6 protein-coding genes and 7 pseudogenes are annotated in these 16270 nt (G+C 59.6%); 10 read left to right on the plus strand and 3 right to left on the minus strand.

Translation table 11 applies throughout. From position 1 onward, the window contains the following. The first annotated feature begins 239 nt into the window (after nt 1-239). Both AB3L03_RS11815 and AB3L03_RS11820 read left to right on the plus strand, forming a co-directional pair. Complete coding sequence (locus tag AB3L03_RS11815; RefSeq protein WP_368508635.1) at nt 240-497, plus strand: hypothetical protein; 258 nt, start codon at nt 240-242, stop codon at nt 495-497. 173 nt (nt 498-670) lie between these two features. After that, nucleotides 671-2001 (plus strand): annotated as a pseudogene (locus AB3L03_RS11820) (transposase); the annotation flags it as partial. A 193-nt stretch (nt 2002-2194) separates the two neighbouring features. Here AB3L03_RS11820 and AB3L03_RS11825 read toward each other — a convergent pair. Next, nucleotides 2195-2806, minus strand: a pseudogene (locus tag AB3L03_RS11825) (ATP-grasp domain-containing protein). An 876-nt stretch (nt 2807-3682) separates the two neighbouring features. Between AB3L03_RS11825 and AB3L03_RS11830 the strand changes: the two are divergent. Further along, entirely contained in the window at nt 3683-3889 is a 207-nt protein-coding gene (locus AB3L03_RS11830; RefSeq protein ID WP_143273068.1) for a hypothetical protein, read from the plus strand. 617 nt (nt 3890-4506) lie between these two features. Here the strand turns inward: AB3L03_RS11830 and AB3L03_RS11835 are convergent. Then, entirely contained in the window at nt 4507-5718 is a 1212-nt protein-coding gene (locus AB3L03_RS11835) for a pyridoxal phosphate-dependent aminotransferase (RefSeq protein WP_368508636.1), read from the minus strand. Between the two features lie 1212 nt (nt 5719-6930). On the opposite strand from AB3L03_RS11835, the pseudogene AB3L03_RS11840 reads away from it, so the two are divergent. Beyond that, nucleotides 6931-8010, plus strand: a pseudogene (locus AB3L03_RS11840) (IS256 family transposase); the annotation flags it as partial. Between the two features lie 333 nt (nt 8011-8343). Here AB3L03_RS11840 and AB3L03_RS11845 read toward each other — a convergent pair. Continuing rightward, nucleotides 8344-9538 (minus strand): annotated as a pseudogene (locus tag AB3L03_RS11845) (IS110 family transposase). 269 nt (nt 9539-9807) lie between these two features. Between AB3L03_RS11845 and AB3L03_RS11850 the strand changes: the two are divergent. From AB3L03_RS11850 to nodU, 6 genes and pseudogenes are all read left to right on the plus strand, one after another. Continuing rightward, nucleotides 9808-10053 (plus strand): annotated as a pseudogene (locus AB3L03_RS11850) (IS256 family transposase); the annotation flags it as partial. A 479-nt stretch (nt 10054-10532) separates the two neighbouring features. After that, a complete protein-coding gene (locus tag AB3L03_RS11855; RefSeq protein ID WP_157158533.1) occupies nt 10533-10862 on the plus strand; it encodes a transposase in 330 nt (109 codons plus the stop codon). Continuing rightward, nucleotides 10859-11206 carry an IS66 family insertion sequence element accessory protein TnpB gene (gene tnpB, locus AB3L03_RS11860; protein ID WP_368508637.1) on the plus strand — a complete coding sequence of 116 codons (348 nt, stop codon included), beginning with the start codon at nt 10859-10861 and terminating at the stop codon, nt 11204-11206. The genes AB3L03_RS11855 and tnpB overlap by 4 nt, the downstream gene beginning before the upstream one ends. Nucleotides 11207-11278: 72 nt before the next feature. Continuing rightward, a pseudogene (locus AB3L03_RS11865) lies at nt 11279-12890 on the plus strand (IS66 family transposase). Beyond that, the gene (locus AB3L03_RS11870; protein WP_368508638.1) at nt 12890-13183 is read left to right on the plus strand and encodes a hypothetical protein; all 294 of its coding nucleotides are present in this window, start codon (nt 12890-12892) and stop codon (nt 13181-13183) included. Before AB3L03_RS11865 ends, AB3L03_RS11870 begins: the two are co-directional and overlap by 1 nt. Before the next feature lie 693 nt (nt 13184-13876). Continuing rightward, nucleotides 13877-15546 (plus strand): annotated as a pseudogene (gene nodU, locus AB3L03_RS11875) (nodulation protein NodU). Nucleotides 15547-16270 lie beyond the last annotated feature (724 nt).

Genomic DNA, 16270 nt, shown 5'->3' on the forward strand with positions numbered 1-16270 from the left:
GCCGAAATCTACCATCCTCGCGGCCGGCAAAAGAGCGTTTCGCGCCAGTGTCTTTGTCCCTATCGATCACAGGTCGCGCTTGCCGTTCGGCGCGTCTGCTCGCCCGTGGGCAGCCACGCAACCGCGTCGGATGTGCGAAGACCTTCATCTGCTACGACAGTAGCTCATAGGCACCCTTAATCATACGGTGATGAGTGTTTTCATTGCGATACACTTTCGCGCAGTTGAATTGAGAATGTATGCGTATCACCGGCCCGAATTTAGAGACGACATGGGTGGGCTTAGCCGCTTGTCTCGTGGCGCTGCGTCGAATCCGCTTCGGATTCGGAAACTTCTCGGCGTCTTTCGACGAAGCGCGATTGAAGACCCCAGTTGTCCTGCGCGTCTTTTCCGAGATGTCCGGTGACGTCTTCGCCGCGCCGCAACACGATCTGGTCGGTTCGCCCACATTGATAGGCAACTCCGGCGTGATCACACGTCTGCACGCACCCGGATAGGTACGCTCAGGCGGGCAGTTGAGCTGATCACGCAAAGGGAAGATGCTGTTGATGGCGGCATAGCAGCACCGAGAATAGCTTCGCAATGGGCCGATTTTGTTGCAAAAGTCGGTTGAGACAAGTCACGAAGCGTGATTCCGTTGTGCTGACGCAGATCTCGGTGAGGTCGATCCATGATGGGCCGTCTGAAGAGTGACCAAGGTCAACTGTTCTACGAGTTTCATCTTGGCAACGCGGTTCCTGAAGATCATCTGGTGCGGAAGATCGATGCTGCTCTCGACCTGTCCTGGCTTCGCGGTGAACTAGCATCTCACTATTCGTCGATGGGGCGCCCGTCGATTGATCCGGAACTGATGATCCGGATGCTGGTCGTGGGATATGTCTTTGCGATCCGCTCGGAACGGCTGATCTGCCGTGAAGTGCAGGTGAACCTCGCCTAGCTGGTTCTGCAAGCTCGGTCTTGAGGACGCTGTCCCGGATCATTCGGCGTTCTCGCGCGCCCGCAACGAGCGCTTCCGCGATGGAGATGTTCTCCGCCGCGTGTTCGAACGGATTGTCGAGGCATGCATTGCCGCCGGTCTGGTTGGTGGCGAAGGATTTGCAGTCGATGCGAGCCTGATTGCGGCTGACGCGAACAAGCAGCGCTCGATCGCCGGTCAGGACCGGCGGAGGGATCGCGATCCGGCCAGGTCTAGCCGCACGGTGAAGGAGTATTTGGCAACCCTCGACGATCCGGCGTGGGGCGCCGCCAGCAATGTCGTCCCAAAGTTTAGTTCGCGATCCGATCCGGCAGCGCAGTGGACCGGCGCTCACAAGGGGCCGGCATTCTTCGCGTACTCCGACAACTATCTCATCGACGTGAAGTTCGGCGTCATCGTTGATGTCCAGGCCTCCCGCGCCATTCGCCAGGCCGAGGTCGGTGCAGCAAAGACCATGATCGAACGAACCGAGGAGCGCTTCGGTCTCAAGCCAGAGCGACTTGTCGGGGATACCGCTTACGGAGCGGCTCCGATGCTGAACTGGCTGGTCGAGGAGAAGGGCATCGCGCCGCATATCCCTGTGTTCGATAAGTCGAAGCGGGATGATGGCACCTTCTCGCGGAGCGACTTTCGATATGCCGACCGGGGACATTTACCACTGCCCGGGTGGCAAGCGGCTTGGGACGAGCGGTACCGTGCACGAGGGCAAGACCCTTCTGTATCGTGCAAGCAAGCTCGACTGCGATGTATGCCCGCTCAAACCGCAGTGCTGCCCAAAGGAACCATCACGCAAGATCCCGCGCGATATCCATGAGCATGCCCGAGACTTTGCCCGGTCGTTCGCTGGCACCGAGGGCTTCGAGCTCTCTCGGCGTCAGCGCAAGAAGATCGAGATGAGGTTCGCACAGTTGAAGCGCATCCTCACGCTTGGTCGGCTCCGATTGCGCGGCCCGCAAGGTGCCCAGGACGAGACCGGCTCAGGTTCTGCGCATCGCGTAGCGTCAAAGTTGCGTAAAATGAGCCAGGGCCAGCGCTTCAAAGCGCGGCTCTCGAAAGGCCCAGCGGCCAAATCCATTGCAGCCTACTTTTGCAACAAAATCGAACCAATGCCGTCCGTGGACGCGAGCCGTGAATGGTTGCAAGAATCATTCTAGACGACTAGGGCCTTGACTTCTTCTGGCTCGAAACGGCCGTCTGTGGCAGAGACTCTGCCTCGTTTCAGTACGTTTGCGACCTTTTAATGCCGGTTCCATAATGCCGCGTGTGCGCGTGATCGAGGATGCGATTCACCAAGTTCGAGAAGCTGCATCCCCCCGTCGTCGCAGCCTGGACGTAAGAGTGCGCACGATTGAGTGACGGGCTGTAGTTGATCTCGATGACAAAAGGCCGGCCGCAGCGGTCAATCCGGAAATCGACGCGGGCGTGGTCCCCGCCAAGGGAGGCACGGAAGGTCGCAACTGAAATATCCGGCAACATCATCGCAAGCTCGCTTCCGATTTTAGCCGGGCAAATCTTTTGCAGCTCCGCAACAGACGTGTGATTCTTATCTTCCAAGGTGATCAGACGCGTTTCGCGGTCGCCGAAGTCGTGCTCGACCGGCGACAGCACCTCTATTTCTTCGTTTCCCTAGCGCGCGACGCAGATTTCCTGTCCCTCGATATATTCCTCAACGAGTGAATCCTGCGTATACTGCGTGGCGATCATTTCTACGGCTTGCCTCAGACTACGAGGGTCATGTACTAGTTGTAATCCAGCGCTGACAGATTCGGAACGTGGCTTCACTATCAGTGGAAATCGTAAGTCGCTTGTTCTCTCTGTGCCGCGACGCATCAACCCAAATTCGGCGTTGGCACGCCGTCGTCGCGGATGAGCTTCTTAGTGATGACCTTGTCGAGCTCGAGCGCAGCCCCGAAGGGCTCGCTCCGGTGTACGGAATACCGGCCATCTCAAGCACCGTTGGAATCTGGCTGCAACTCCACTCGCCCTTACTTCCGTACGCCAGGTTAAGGACCATTCCGGCGGGGCCGCCTTGCGGATCGAGTGGCATGAATTGCTCAAGTGGAGCGAGCAGTCCTTTATCACTCTCACACAGCAGTGTTTGTGGCCGTTCTCTCGCAGCGCCGGCACCACGCTTTCGGCGGTGGCACGTTGAATCTCCGCGAATGATTTGAACTGGATCGGCACAGTCCAGATGACTGCTACTCGCATGAGCTGCTCCTTTGATGCTTGCTTACTGTCGACTTCATTCGCTTGGATTTGGTTGATTGAGGTAATAGCTCGTCTGGATTCCGCGCGCCCGTCAGTCGGGCCGACTACGGGCGAAAGAAGTTGCTCCCTCGAAGTGACGGGCCTCGCTGCCGGCTACTAGTCGGACCTAGGATTCAAATCTGCTGCCGGACAGCGGCGCCTGCGCCAAGTACGATAAAGCCTCAAGTGACGGGACCGCGCTCAACTGTGCGGCATCCACCACATTGGCTTCAATCGATCGAGCGAGGTTCATGTGAATCCCACGGCCGGAGATTGCGAGGCCGCTAGGCCCTGAAGAGTGTTGATCTTGAGCGATCGGCAGGCCAAAAGAGCGGGTGCGAGCGAGACAGGAAGTGATTGCTTTCGCGCCGCGTGGACGGGATACCTGCGCCTCGGTAGTTTAGTTGCGACGAGGCGAGTTCCTTTGACGGAGTTCATGAGCACGGTGTCCGAGTCGCATTGGCGGGCCAAGTCTTTGCAGGCGACGGTGGAGCATTCGAAGTCACGGATCGATGGCCGCAGCGCAAAAAGGTGCTCGCTCGCCAGGAGACCCGGCTCAAGGATTGTCGGCGGCAGCACCACGACAATGCTGGCGTAATTCACCAAGAGCTGGCGGCCAAGAACGGCATCATCGTCAGCCTGCGCATATTCGAACGTGCGGTGTAGCGCTAAGCTAAGGACCGCATCGCGCCTAACGTATGGATCTCGAGTCTCTCGCGCCGCGCACAACACGAGCCGGAGGACGCCGTGCAACGCCTGCGCGATCTCGAAGGCGAGCTGGCCGCATTTTACGATAAGGCCATACGGGCCATTGCCGCTAAGCAGAACGACAGACATCCTCGACTTGCCGACTCCCGACTGTGGGTGGTCGCAGGCGACCGGCGCCTCGCGATCGCAACCTCATGTCGCGGATATTAAGGAGCGAAATCAATGTCGTGAAGGTACAGAAGCCGGTGTCATCCAATGGCACATTCGTTTGCAAGGCAGCCAAATCGAGGGCACAACTTAATCTCTCCCGCAGCAGGGCCGGCGGTAGTTCATTATCCTGAGGCTATCGGCCCGCGCGTTCGAGAGATCGTCTGCACACAACCAAGACGGCGAGATCATTAACTCGATCGACGAAGAATTTTGATCTACGTCTCCTCACCCGGGGCCGCCGACTCGGCCCATCTCCAGCGATGCCGACGTCAACTGTATGAGGGGCCAAGGAGAGTAACCTCTAACGTGTGTGCGGCAAAGGATCGCGGCGAGTTGCGCATCTCTAAGTGTCCCTCTGGCCAGAATCAAGCGATGCTTTGTCTGGTTCTTAGACTGTTCAGTGTTTCAACGATGCGTTTTAGTCCTATCTCCAATAGATCTGGTGGTGCGCTGAAGGAGACGCGTAGGCCGTTCGCATCGCCGAAGGCGCCGCCGGCAACGCATCCCACATTCGCTTCTTCTAGGAGCAATCGCGCAACATCATTGGCGCATCGAATGGGGCCGTCAATTGATAGCGCGGAGAGGAGCCTACTCAGATCTAAATAGAAGAAGAATGATCCATCGGCACGAGGCGGCGCCACGTCGCGCAGATCAGAGAGGATGTGAAGACCAGTGTTGCGAGCAGCAGCCAGGCGCTGATGCAAATTCCGTTCAAAGCTGCCGTCACTGATTTGAAGGTGGTGCAAAACCGCGAGCTGCGCAACCACATTTGGAGTTGCTGTTGTATGGCTCTGCAGTTCTCTGGCCGCGAAAACGATCTCCGTGGGCGCGGCAAAATAGCCCAAGCGCCACCCGGTAATGGACAGTTCTTTCGCGAATGCCTTTAGTACGATTGTTCGTGAACGCACGCTAGGGTGCGCGCTGACGATCGACACATGGCGGCGCACAACGCTGAACACGAAATTAGAATAGCTTTCGTCCGAAATGATCCAGAGCTGAGTATTAATCGCAAGCTCGCCGATCCTTTGAAGCGTCGTTCGGTCATAGACTGCGCCGGTCGGGTTATTAGGTGAGTTGATTATTATGGCTTTCGTGCGCGGTGTGACAGCGGCGCGGATTGCGGTTACATCTGGAATGTATCTCGGGCCGCGAGCATCAACGAAAACGGGCATTGCCCCGGCGAGAAGAACTTGGGCCGGGAATGTTGGCCAGCAGGGACGAATTATGATGACCTCATCACCTGGGTTGAGCACCGCAAAGAGCACCTCAAGTAGTGCTTCTTTTGCGCCAGAGGTGATTACAATGTCTTCCGTATTCCAATCAATGCCACTCTCCGCTGAGAGCCTTTCGGCGACAGCCTGGCGGAGCGATGCGAGACCAATCGGATCGGTATATCGGTCCATTCCAGTACTCACGGCAATGATGGCTCCATCGCGTACGGATGAAGGAGGAGCGATGGCGACGTCGCCAGTCGCCAGATCAATGATTTGGTGTCCAGCCGCGCCGGCAATCGTGACCGAGTCGCCGGCGGCCGTAGTGGCCCAACGTGAAAGGGACGACATCCGTTGCGCCAACATGATCGGCTCCTGCGGCTATTATCAAGTTTGTGAGGTGATCCGGGCCGGGTGGCCGCCGGTTCGCGAGCTGCTGGGGCCGAGACGGCCTGCCGTTTGGGCCAGTTGCTGGTCGTCCACTGAGATTGAAGAGTTCATCGATTTCAACGACGCTTTTCAGTCGTGGCACTGAGCGCGCGTGGTCATCGGCCCCCTGCAGCGCCACGCTTGCGCCATTTGCGCTGCAAAGAAAGCCTGGAACCGGATTTCGAAAGCCGGCATCAACAAGCGCGGAAATGTTCTCACCGGCTGGGTTGCATGAAGCGTTTTCGTTAGCGCGGAACCGAGCAATCGGCATAGATCAGGCCATCGGCCGCTGTAGTGGCGTTGCATCGGAACTCCTTGCAAGCACGGGGGACGCTCGGCCGACCCCCAACCTAGTGGCCCATCGTTGGATGCTTCTTCAGTCTTAGACAATCATCGATGTTGATAGTTGACGGAGAGGTTCTGAAGTGGCCGGTGATTAAAACGGGTTGCAGCAAGCCTTACGTACAAGGTTGCGAGCATTATTGCTGGGAATAAAAAATGGTTCGCAGACAACACGCTCAAAAATAATCGCGCTGCGTCGCTGAGTCGCAGTCGATCGCATTGTTGAACTCCCACGCTGCATCGTTAGGCTCGTAACGTTCTAGGATCTTTTAGGCTGCTAGCAACCGGTGGTGATCAGGTTCTCTGCGACTTGACGAAGTTTCGTTGTCAATCGGATGAAAAAGACGTGCCGCCCTCCTCCGTCCTACGGATTCACTTAAATCGGGAATACGCGCAGTGCCTCCATCAGCACGTTGCCGACACGTGAAGTCGCCCAGGGCGAGATTTCCGCGTGGGACCACCCTCGCCCTGAGACTGTGTGGGCTGGGACGATCCGGCGTGCGGTTCCTCGCTGTACCCACCGTCCCAGCTCTGTCTCGCCGCCGTACGTCCATGGCCCATGGCGCTCCAGGACCGGGTTTCATTGAGGCGCAGACCTGATCAGCGGCCCGAAAGTGACAGGTAACGGCAATCTTGGGTCGAAGCGTGGTCGTCTGCCACTCCACAGGCAACCCTCGTATCCTGCGGCTCTCGTAGCCGCTGGGACTAAGTCAGTTCAGATTGAGTGCAGCCCGCTTGGATCGCACGCACGGGCAAGGAGCTATCGCCCAAAGTTGGTGACGGCGGGAATCGGGAAGGCGGCATGTCGTGGGGGTGCTTGACGCCTCCACTTCTCCACCGAAGGAGCGATATGCCGTGTCCAACGATAACGTCATCCAGCTGATTCAGCCAGGAATCTTCGACGACCAACTCACAGAAGCCTTGCGCAGCGGGGCACGTGCCCGTCTCGCCAAGGCGGTCGAAGCCGAGGTCGCAGACCTTCTCGGCCAGCATGCCGATTTGAAGACCGCGGACGGCCACCTGCCGGAGCGCGAGGTGATGGCCGGTATCCGTCCGGTCGCCGTCCGCCAGCCGCGTGTACGCGATCGCGAGGCGGACGCCACCGATCCGGACCGCATCCGGTTCTCTCCGTCGATCCTGCCGCCCTGCATTCGGCCGGTCTAAGTGGATCGAGACGCTGCTGCCGATCCTTTACCTGAAGGGTATATCGACTGGCGACGTCTCTGAGGGCTGGCTGCGCTGCTCGGCAAGGATGCTACCGGGTTGTCGGCCTCCGCCATTGGTCCCTTAAAGGATGGATGGCGCGACGAGCACACCGGGTGGCAGAAGCTCGATCTGTTGGCGAAGCACTACGTTTACATCTGGGCCGATGGCATCCATCTGGAGGCGCGGCTCGAGGACGAAAAGCAATGCATCCTCGTGCTGATCGGTGCGACGGCCGGAAGGCCGCAAGGAACTGGTCGGCTTCACCGATGGTGCCCGCGAGAGCGCGCACGACTGGCGCGATCTGCTGCTTGATCTGAAGCGGCACGAGCTCGACGTGCCTCCGCGGCTCGTCATCGCCGATGGCGCACTCGGCTTCTGGAAAGCCGCCGGCGAGGTCTGGCCGAACACGCGCGAGCAGCGCTGCTGGGTGCACAAGACTGCAAACGTGCTCGCCAAATTGCCGAACAGCCAGCAGCCGAAAGCCAAACACGCGTTGCAGGAGATCTGGATGGCCGAAACCGAGGCCGCCGCCGGGCTGGCGTTCGAAGCCTTCGTCGAGAGCTACTTGCTGAAATACAGAAGGCGGCCGACTGCCTGAGCAAGGATCGACACACGCTGGTCGCATTCTACGACTTCCCGGCCGAGCGCTGGAAACGCCTGCGGACGACGGATGAGATGGACAAGCGATTTGTTCATGACCGAGATGACGATTGCAGAAATCGCGTACGTCCATTCTTTTGTTCGGCTGCGCCGCGGGCCATTCTTCCGTCCCGGCCATCGATCTCGCAGCCGCCGCGCGCAGGGGCGGTCAAGGCTGGCCGCGTTTGCGGCCACCGCAAGGCTTGGCCTTGACCGGCCCGAGCACGTCGGCATGCTGGCGTGGAACGGGAATACATTCCTGGCTGGCACTTGCCGTCAGACGGGATTACCCTCGGCGGGCGCGGGCGACCTCGTGGCGAAGCGTGGCGCATCGGCTGCAAGCGCCACCAGGCTGCCCTATTTTGTCTTGTCGACCTAAGGCGCCCGCGCGCCGGTTTTTGGCCGTGGTTTCCATTGCGTCACCAAGCGCTCGTAGCTTTGCTCCGCCTGTGCGGCAATCAACATCTCGCGGTCGCGCAATGCCTTGATGTTGTAGGCATACGCTGGCCCACGTCGGCTGCTTTTTTGTTGCGGATGTCCGGCTTGAAGCTGCATCGCGCGGGTCTTGATGGCGACCAGTGCCGGGCGCGCCCACAGGTAATCCTCGCGCTTCGTCAACAAATGCCAGCAAAGCACGGTGAGCTTCCGGGCCACGGCCACTGCGGCGATCTGATGGCCGCGCCGGGCTCGGATGCGCACGAAAAACGCATGCAGCGGACCGGGCGCCTTGGCCGCTGCCCAGGCCGCCTCGACCAGCATGGCGCGCGTGACTGCGGCCGATCTTGCTGATGCGGCCGTGATGAGCGGCGCCCAGTCCGGATTGCCGCACCCGGGGGGTCAGCCCAAAATAGCTCACCAGCTTCTGCGGGCTGTTGAACCGGCTTATGTCGCCGATCGCCGCCATGATGCCGGCAGCGACCGCCAAGTTGACGCCGGTGATCGTCATCAATCTGTTGACCGCGGAATCGTCTATGGCGTCCTGCGCGATCTCGCGGTCGAGCAGGGCCAGATCTTCCGCCAGCCGGTCAAGCTCGCGCACGTGCCGATCGATCGCTGCGCGCTCATCGTCCGGCAACGGTTGAGCGGCCAACCACGTCCGGCCGCGGCCGTTGAAAAGATCGGCATTCGGGCACTTCGGGATCAGGTGCGCGTGCAGGATCGAATGGACCTCGTTTTTGAGCCGCGTGCGATGCCGCACGACCTGGTAGCGCCGCGCCACCAGCCGACGCTTGCGTTCCGTCTCCGCGTCAGGCGTCCAGATCTGCGGCAGGTACCCGGCCGCCTGCAGACTGGCGAGCGTGCCGGCATCAATCTTGTCGGTCTTGACGTGAGCCTGGGCGATCGCCTTCACCTGCTGCGGATTGGCGATAATCACCCGTGCCACGAACGGGGCCAGAACCCGCGATACCGCCATGCTGTTGCCGGTCGCTTCGACCACCACCTCATCACTGGCCAGCAGGGTCTTGCCAAATCCTTCCAATGCAGTCCGCGTCATATCAATGCGGCCCGCATGTCGGAGCCTGCCATCCTCCCAAACCACCACCTCCCCGAAAGTTCGGTGGACGTCGATGCCAATCACCCGTCGCATTCGCACCTCCTGCCAATTAGACCACAGAACGGGAGCTACGGGCGACACGACAACTACGGATTCGCGCTCTCAGCGCAACCGGGCGAGTCGCAGAGGCGGCCAGCTACTAACTCGAGCTCGCGGCTCATCGAATGCATCGGCCTGCCCGCACCTTTCATGCTCCCGGTGCCTCTGTCCCGATGGTCGCACCATACGCTACGATCCTGAATATCGCAGCGGAACATCGGCACCGAGAAACTCTCATACCGGTTACCAACCCCATCGAAAGCACCTTCGCCACCGTGCGCCACCGCGCCATCCGATCGAAGGGTTGTCTGTCGAACGGGACCGCGTTCGCCATAGCATCAAACTCGTCGAGGGCGCGCAGAAAAGCTGGCGCCGTCTCGATGGCCACAACCAGTTGCCAAAACTCGTCCTTGGTGTGACATTCAACGAGGGAATCGAGGCCATCGCCAAGCTCGACCGAGCGTCAGCCCATAACCACCGCCGCCGCCTGACCGGCCCGGCCGTCACCAAAATTTGGTGATAGCTCACGGGCAAGCGATGGAGGGATCAGCCTCCGAGGCTCGACAACTGGAATACGGTGTTCAGGCGCTACCGAGATTGAAAATGGCGCTCCTGATCGAAACCGTTCCGGCAAGCTGAAGGAATTCAAACGCACAGCGGTGCGATGCGGAAAACAGATGATACTTTCGAGACGATGATCCGGCTCTCAGCCGGCGTTTTTCATTTCTGGTGAACCTCAATAGAGCCTTGTCTGTAACCGCGGCAGTCTAACAGCGTGTATAGCAGTGATTTCGACACCGCTCTTCTACACCTACAGAGGTTGGGGCGTATTCCTCCGGGGTGGGCCGCCTTGTTGAGTTGCAGGTATCCGACGAGGATCTAGCTTTAAGGCTAGCCTTAAGGTCGGTAGATGCGGGTAGAGGTCCTGGGCGGGGTTGAGCGTCGTCGTCGCTGGTCTCGCGACGATAAGATGCGGATCATCGAAGAGACGCTGGCGCCCGGCGCGGTTGTGACGGAGATCGCGCGGCGGCACGGCATTTCGACGAGTTTGGTGTTCACGTGGCGGCGGCGGGCGCGCCTGGCGAGTGTCGTTTCGGCGGGACCGAAGCTTGTCCCTGTTCAGCTCACCCCGGGTGCGACCGAAAGCGTTCCATCGATTGAAGCCCCAGCGGTGATTTCGCCCCGGAGGCGCCGGGGCCTGATCGAGATCGAACTCGGTGGCGGCAAGCGTGTCAGCGTTGACGAGAACGTCGATGCTGACGCGTTGGGGCGGGTCCTTGATGTTCTGAGCCGGCGATGATCCCGATACCGGGTGGCGTCAGAGTCTGGATCGCAACCGGCCGCACCGACATGCGTCGCGGCATGCAGGGTCTGGCTTTGCAGGTTCAGGAGAGCCTGAAGCGGGATCCCCACGCCGGAGATCTCTATATCTTCCGAGGCCGGCGTGGCGATTTGGCAAAGATCCTCTGGCATGACGGGATCGGGCTGTCGCTCTATGCGAAACGCTTGGATCGCGGAAAGTTCATCTGGCCTTCGGCGTCAGGTGACGCGGTGTCGATCTCGGCGGCGCAGATGGCGTACATGCTCGAAGGGATCGATTGGCGCAATCCACAACTGACGTGGCGGCCGACAAGGGCGGGATGAGCGAAGAAAAATGTGGAAACCCGCGTATTTTGGGGTGCCGCAAATCACTAAAACTATGATTCACTTCGTCTCATGGATGCTGATCGCGCCGCTCTTGCCGAAGAAAACGCCGCGCTGAAAGCGGAGCTGGCGGTAGCGCGGGCAAAGGCGTCGGAGGACGCCGCGCTGATTGTGCAGCAGACCTTGCGGATAGCGAAGCTCGAGCGCCAGGTTTACGGCCAGAAATCGGAGCGCTCGGCGCGGTTGATCGACCAGCTGGCGCTTACCTTCGAAGAATTGAAGCTAACGCGACGGAAGACGAATTGGCGGCGGAGCAGGCAGTCGCCAAAACGACTACGGTTGACGGATTTACGCGCAAGCGCGCTGAGCGCAACACGTTCCCAGACCACCTTCCGCGCGAGCGGGTGGTGATCGATCCGCCGACGGCGTGCGAATGCTGCGGCGGCAATCGCTTGCGCAAGCTCGGCGAAGATGTGACCCGAACGCTGGAATCGGTGCCGCGTCAGTGGAAGGTAATCGAGACGGTGCGCGAGAAGTTCTCTTGCCGCGACTGCGAGAAGATCAGCCAGGCACCGGCGCCATTCCATGTGATCCCGCGAGGGTGGGCGGGGCCGAGCCTGCTGGCCATGCTGCTCTATGAGAAGTTCGGCCAGCATCAGCCTCTGAACCGGCAAACCGAGCGTTACGCGTTGGAAGGCGTGCCGATCAGTCTGTCGACCGCAGCCGACGCCGTCGGAGCGTGCTGCACGGTATTGGAGCCGCTGTTGCGTCTGTTGGAAGCCCACGTCATGGCATCCGAACGCCTCCACGGCGACGACACCACCGTGCCCGTGCTGGCCTTGGGCAAGTGCGATGTCGCTCGATGCTGGGTCTATGTAAAGGACGACCGCCCCTTCGGCGGCTCAGATCCGCCGGCGGCAATGTTCTATTACTCGCGCGATCGAAGGGGCGAGCATCCGCAGGCGCATCTGGCCAACTATAGCGGTATCCTGCAGGCCGACGCCTTCGGCGGATACACCAAACTCTACGAGCCCCCGCGAAGTCCTGGGCCTATCAGGGAGGCGGCCTGTTGGGTGCATGCCCGGCGCCCGTTCTTCGCCATGGCGGATCTTGAGGAAAACGCGCGACGTAAGGCTGCTGGCAAGAAGGAGATCGCCCTCTCGCCGATTGCGATCGAGATCGTGCGTCGCATCGACGCCCTCTTCGCAATCGAGCGCACGATCAATGGCCAAGGCGCCGACCACCGAGAGGCTGTCCGCCAGGCGCAGAGCGCTCCGTTGGTTGCCGATCTGGAAGCCTATATGCGTGAGCAGTGCGCCAAGCTCTCCGCGGTCACGATCTGGCCAAGGCCATGAACTACATGTTCAAGCGCTGGGGCTCCTTCACACGCTTCCTCGACGATGGCCGCGTCTGTCTCTCGAACAACGCCGCCGAAAGAGCGCTGCGCGGCATCGCATTGGGCAGAAAGTCTTGGTTATTCTGCGGGTCCGACCGCGGAGGGCGTCGTGCCGCCGCCATGTATAGCCTCATCGTCTCTGCGAAGATGAACGACGTCGATCCTCAGGTCTGGCTTGCCGATGTACTCGCTCGCATCGCCATCCACCCCGCCCACAGGCTCGATGAGCTGCTGCCCTGGAACTGGAAGATTGCGCAACAGCAAGGCCTCGCGGCGCAGGCGGCTTGATGGGGCCCGTCAACAAAGTCAGCCACGTGTTTACCCTCGGCCATGTCGCCGAGATGCTTGGAGAAGACGAGGAATGGCTGTTCGAGGTCGCCGAAGAAATGGACCCCGAGGATGGCCAGCTATGGGTCGTGGGCGTCGGTGAAGATGGGGTGATGGCGTTCACCGATGAGGGGATCGAGAACCTCAAAGAGCTGATCGCAATCCACAAAGAGGACCCTAGCATCATCGAAAAACGCCGCCAAGTGCTCGCTGCGCCGATGAAGCCGAAAACCGAGGAGTCCGACGAGCTCTAACGGTTAACTGGAAAGATCAGCGCGCTGCGGCCTACCGCGTAGGGTTACGTTGGGGCGGGGCCTGGCAATGAATCAACCGACACTTATCGCTGCTGCATAAGCTCAGAAAGCATCGCACTCCACTCGATCGCGCTGTAGCCTATTCAATTTGGTAGCTGCCCAGGAGCCGTTGCAATGTTTAGTTAAGAAACAAATGAATCCACCCGATCCGCCCGCAAGATGCGTAGAAGCTCCAGTTCGCCAAATTTCGTCCAGGCGCCGGCCGCTCTCGCTTATCTGTATCGTCGGCCAAAGTAGAGCTTGGCATGGAGCGAAGGACCAAATGCGACAATAGAGCCTATCCCCGATCTTGGTCGGGGCGGCCGGACGTCTTGCACGCGTACAAGTTCAGGAAGAGCATATTTCGTTACAGCACGCGCGGTTGGCCTCGTTTCATGCATGGACATCCTCGGTTTCATTTCGGCATCGCTTCCCCTGATGGCCGACTGAAGCTGATTGCGGCGGTGCAATCTTCCACCTTCAACCTGGACAATCAGATCGAGGGCGGCCGCGGAGCGAGGCCATTGAGGCGCGTCGGTGACTGCATTGATCATGCGCACGAATGCGGTTCAGCTTTAGATTGTTGCAGAAAGAACGGGTCACAGATCCTCGGCGCACACACGCTTGTTTTGGTAACCTTCAACTGGAGGCACTATGCGAATCTGCGGTATAAAACTAACGCATGACGGAGCGATAGCTTTGGTCGACGACGCAAGACTGGTCTTTTGCATTGAGCAGGAGAAACGCTACAATAATCCGCGGTATCAACCTATCGACAATCTCGAGGCAGTTGCTGCCGCTTTGGCGGAGCACGGCCTTCGTGCGCAGGATGTTGACCAGTTCGTCATCGACGGCTGGAGTGGGGAGGTCGAACCGCAATTCCGGGTCCTTAGTGGGGGGCACCCATCATTCTCAATGGAGCGCCATATCTTGAACGACATGCGCAGGGCCTGCTCACTTCGCGCGACGGGTTTGGCCTGGCGCTCGAGGACCGGCTTTTTCCTTACAAAAGCTATCCTCACGTCACAGGCCATTTGGCCTCCGCATACTGCACCAGTCCGTTTGCCAGAGCGGGACAACCAGCGCTCTGTTTGGTGTGGGACGGCGGCATGCCTCCACGCCTTTACTATGTGGAGCCTGGCGGCGCGCGGTTCCTCGAAGTCCTGCTCCCGATAATTGGACGTGCGTATGTTGCTGCGGGCCAACACTTCGGACCTTATAAGCGAGAGACGCCTGGCGGGTGGACAGACCGGGATATTGCCGGCAAGGTGATGGCCTATATCGCGCTTGGGTCTGTCGATGAAGATATCGTGAGGGCATTTCGTGACCTCTACGACCAGCGCTTCGCGTCCGAATTTGCTCGCCGCTACAGTTCAGACGTCAAGGGCATGGACTCGGCGCTTGAGGCTGTACACGATTTCTTAGCGGCTGGCGCGATAAGGTTGAAGGCTAAGTCACCCGAAGACGTGCTTGCATCCTTTCATTCGTTCCTTGAGCGTCTGCTCGTCCGGGAAATGTCTCTTGTTTTGGAGCGGTTGTGCGCACCCGTTCCGCGGAACCTGTGTATAGCCGGTGGCTGCGGTCTCAACATCAAATGGAACAGTGCGATTCGTGGGGCAGGTCTCTTCGATGAAGTTTGGGTGCCGCCGTTTCCGAATGACAGCGGTTCCGCAATTGGTACTGCCTGTGCGGAAATGGCGGCGCAGAAAGGTTTTGTGCCGCTGGAATGGTCGGTCTACAGCGGACCGGCCCTGCAACGCGGAGAGGTGCCGCCCGAATGGTCAGCTGCGACGTGCCATATCCGTGAACTTGCAATCATTCTCGCGAGCAACAAGCCTGTGATTTTCCTTGCCGGCCGCGCCGAGCTTGGGCCGCGGGCATTGGGTGGCAGAAGCATTCTCGCCGCCGCGACATCACCAGAAATGAAGAATCACCTCAATGATATCAAACAGCGCGAATACTTCCGACCGGTCGCTCCCATTTGTCTGGAAGATCGTGCGCCGAATATTTTCAACCCGGGTACGCCTGACCGTTACATGCTGTTCGATCACCAAACACGGAGTGAGTGGCGGGACAAAATCCCAGCCGTTGTACATCTCGACGGATCTGCCCGATTACAGACCATCCCCCGAACCTCTCATCACGTAATCGCCGAGCTTCTCGTAGAATATGAAAAACTCACGGGGATTCCGTTGCTTTGTAATACAAGTGCCAACCTCAAGGGATGTGGATTCTTCCCAGATGCCGCAGCGGCCTGCCGGTGGGGACGCGTTGAGCGCGTATGGTCCGATGGCCTGCTCTGGACTAAAACGCCCGTAAGGTAAGCAGCCCTGGCGAAGTTGGGGCCTTTAGGAATGAGCCGCTCAAAACGGTCGAGGGGGGACCGGGCGCGCCCTGAAGGCAGCACAGCGCCACGAGATGTTTGATCCAGGCGGGCATCGTCTCTGATCTCTGCTTCGTCTCGACGTGGCGTCGGAGATGAAGTATCCCATGGCCCTCGGCTTTTGCCGCCATAAGACACGGGCGAAGTGGATGGCACTGTTACCTTAGAATGCGAAGCCGCGTGTTTCGGGAATATCATCATCTGAAGAGTCGAGAATTTCATCCACGTGCGATTGCCTGGAAGGTCAAACTGCTGCTGCCGCGCGAGCAGAGCCGCGGTGCCTCTCCTGGCAGCCTAGGATGATTTCTTGATTTGTTGTCCAGCCCGAGCGCACGGTCGGCGATGATGATTTGGCCGATGTCAGCTCCGGATGATGGTGGTCCTTCTCGGGCCAAAGCGTGCCCGCGGGGATAGCTAGTCGTCCGTCAAGATGGCCGCTTGAGCTGGGAACGGTGAGGGCCATGGCAGCCGCAGGAACGGGCCCGGAGCCGGGCGACGATGCGTCTCTAGCTGTGGCCGCGGGATGAGAGGGCGAGCGATTGCGACTTCTCCCAGGGCAGCCTTCGAGATAGCAGCGGCAGAGGTGACGTTCAGCCTTCAAGTGTCCGGGGGTTGGATTGAGGCACGACAATCCGGATGGAAGTCGCATTGCGTCCCAGAAATGT

Source organism: Bradyrhizobium lupini (assembly GCF_040939785.1).
Classification (GTDB): Bacteria; Pseudomonadota; Alphaproteobacteria; order Rhizobiales; family Xanthobacteraceae; genus Bradyrhizobium; species Bradyrhizobium canariense_D.

What these genes read in the sequence shown, in the direction of transcription:
- AB3L03_RS11870 (WP_368508638.1), top strand. Translation starts at nt 12,890, where the DNA reads ATGGGGCCCGTCAACAAAGTCAGCCACGTGTTTACCCTCGGCCATGTC.
- AB3L03_RS11835 (WP_368508636.1), bottom strand. Translation starts at nt 5,718, where the DNA reads ATGTTGGCGCAACGGATGTCGTCCCTTTCACGTTGGGCCACTACGGCC.
- tnpB (WP_368508637.1), top strand. Translation starts at nt 10,859, where the DNA reads ATGATCCCGATACCGGGTGGCGTCAGAGTCTGGATCGCAACCGGCCGC.
- AB3L03_RS11855 (WP_157158533.1), top strand. Translation starts at nt 10,533, where the DNA reads ATGCGGATCATCGAAGAGACGCTGGCGCCCGGCGCGGTTGTGACGGAG.
- AB3L03_RS11815 (WP_368508635.1), top strand. Translation starts at nt 240, where the DNA reads ATGCGTATCACCGGCCCGAATTTAGAGACGACATGGGTGGGCTTAGCC.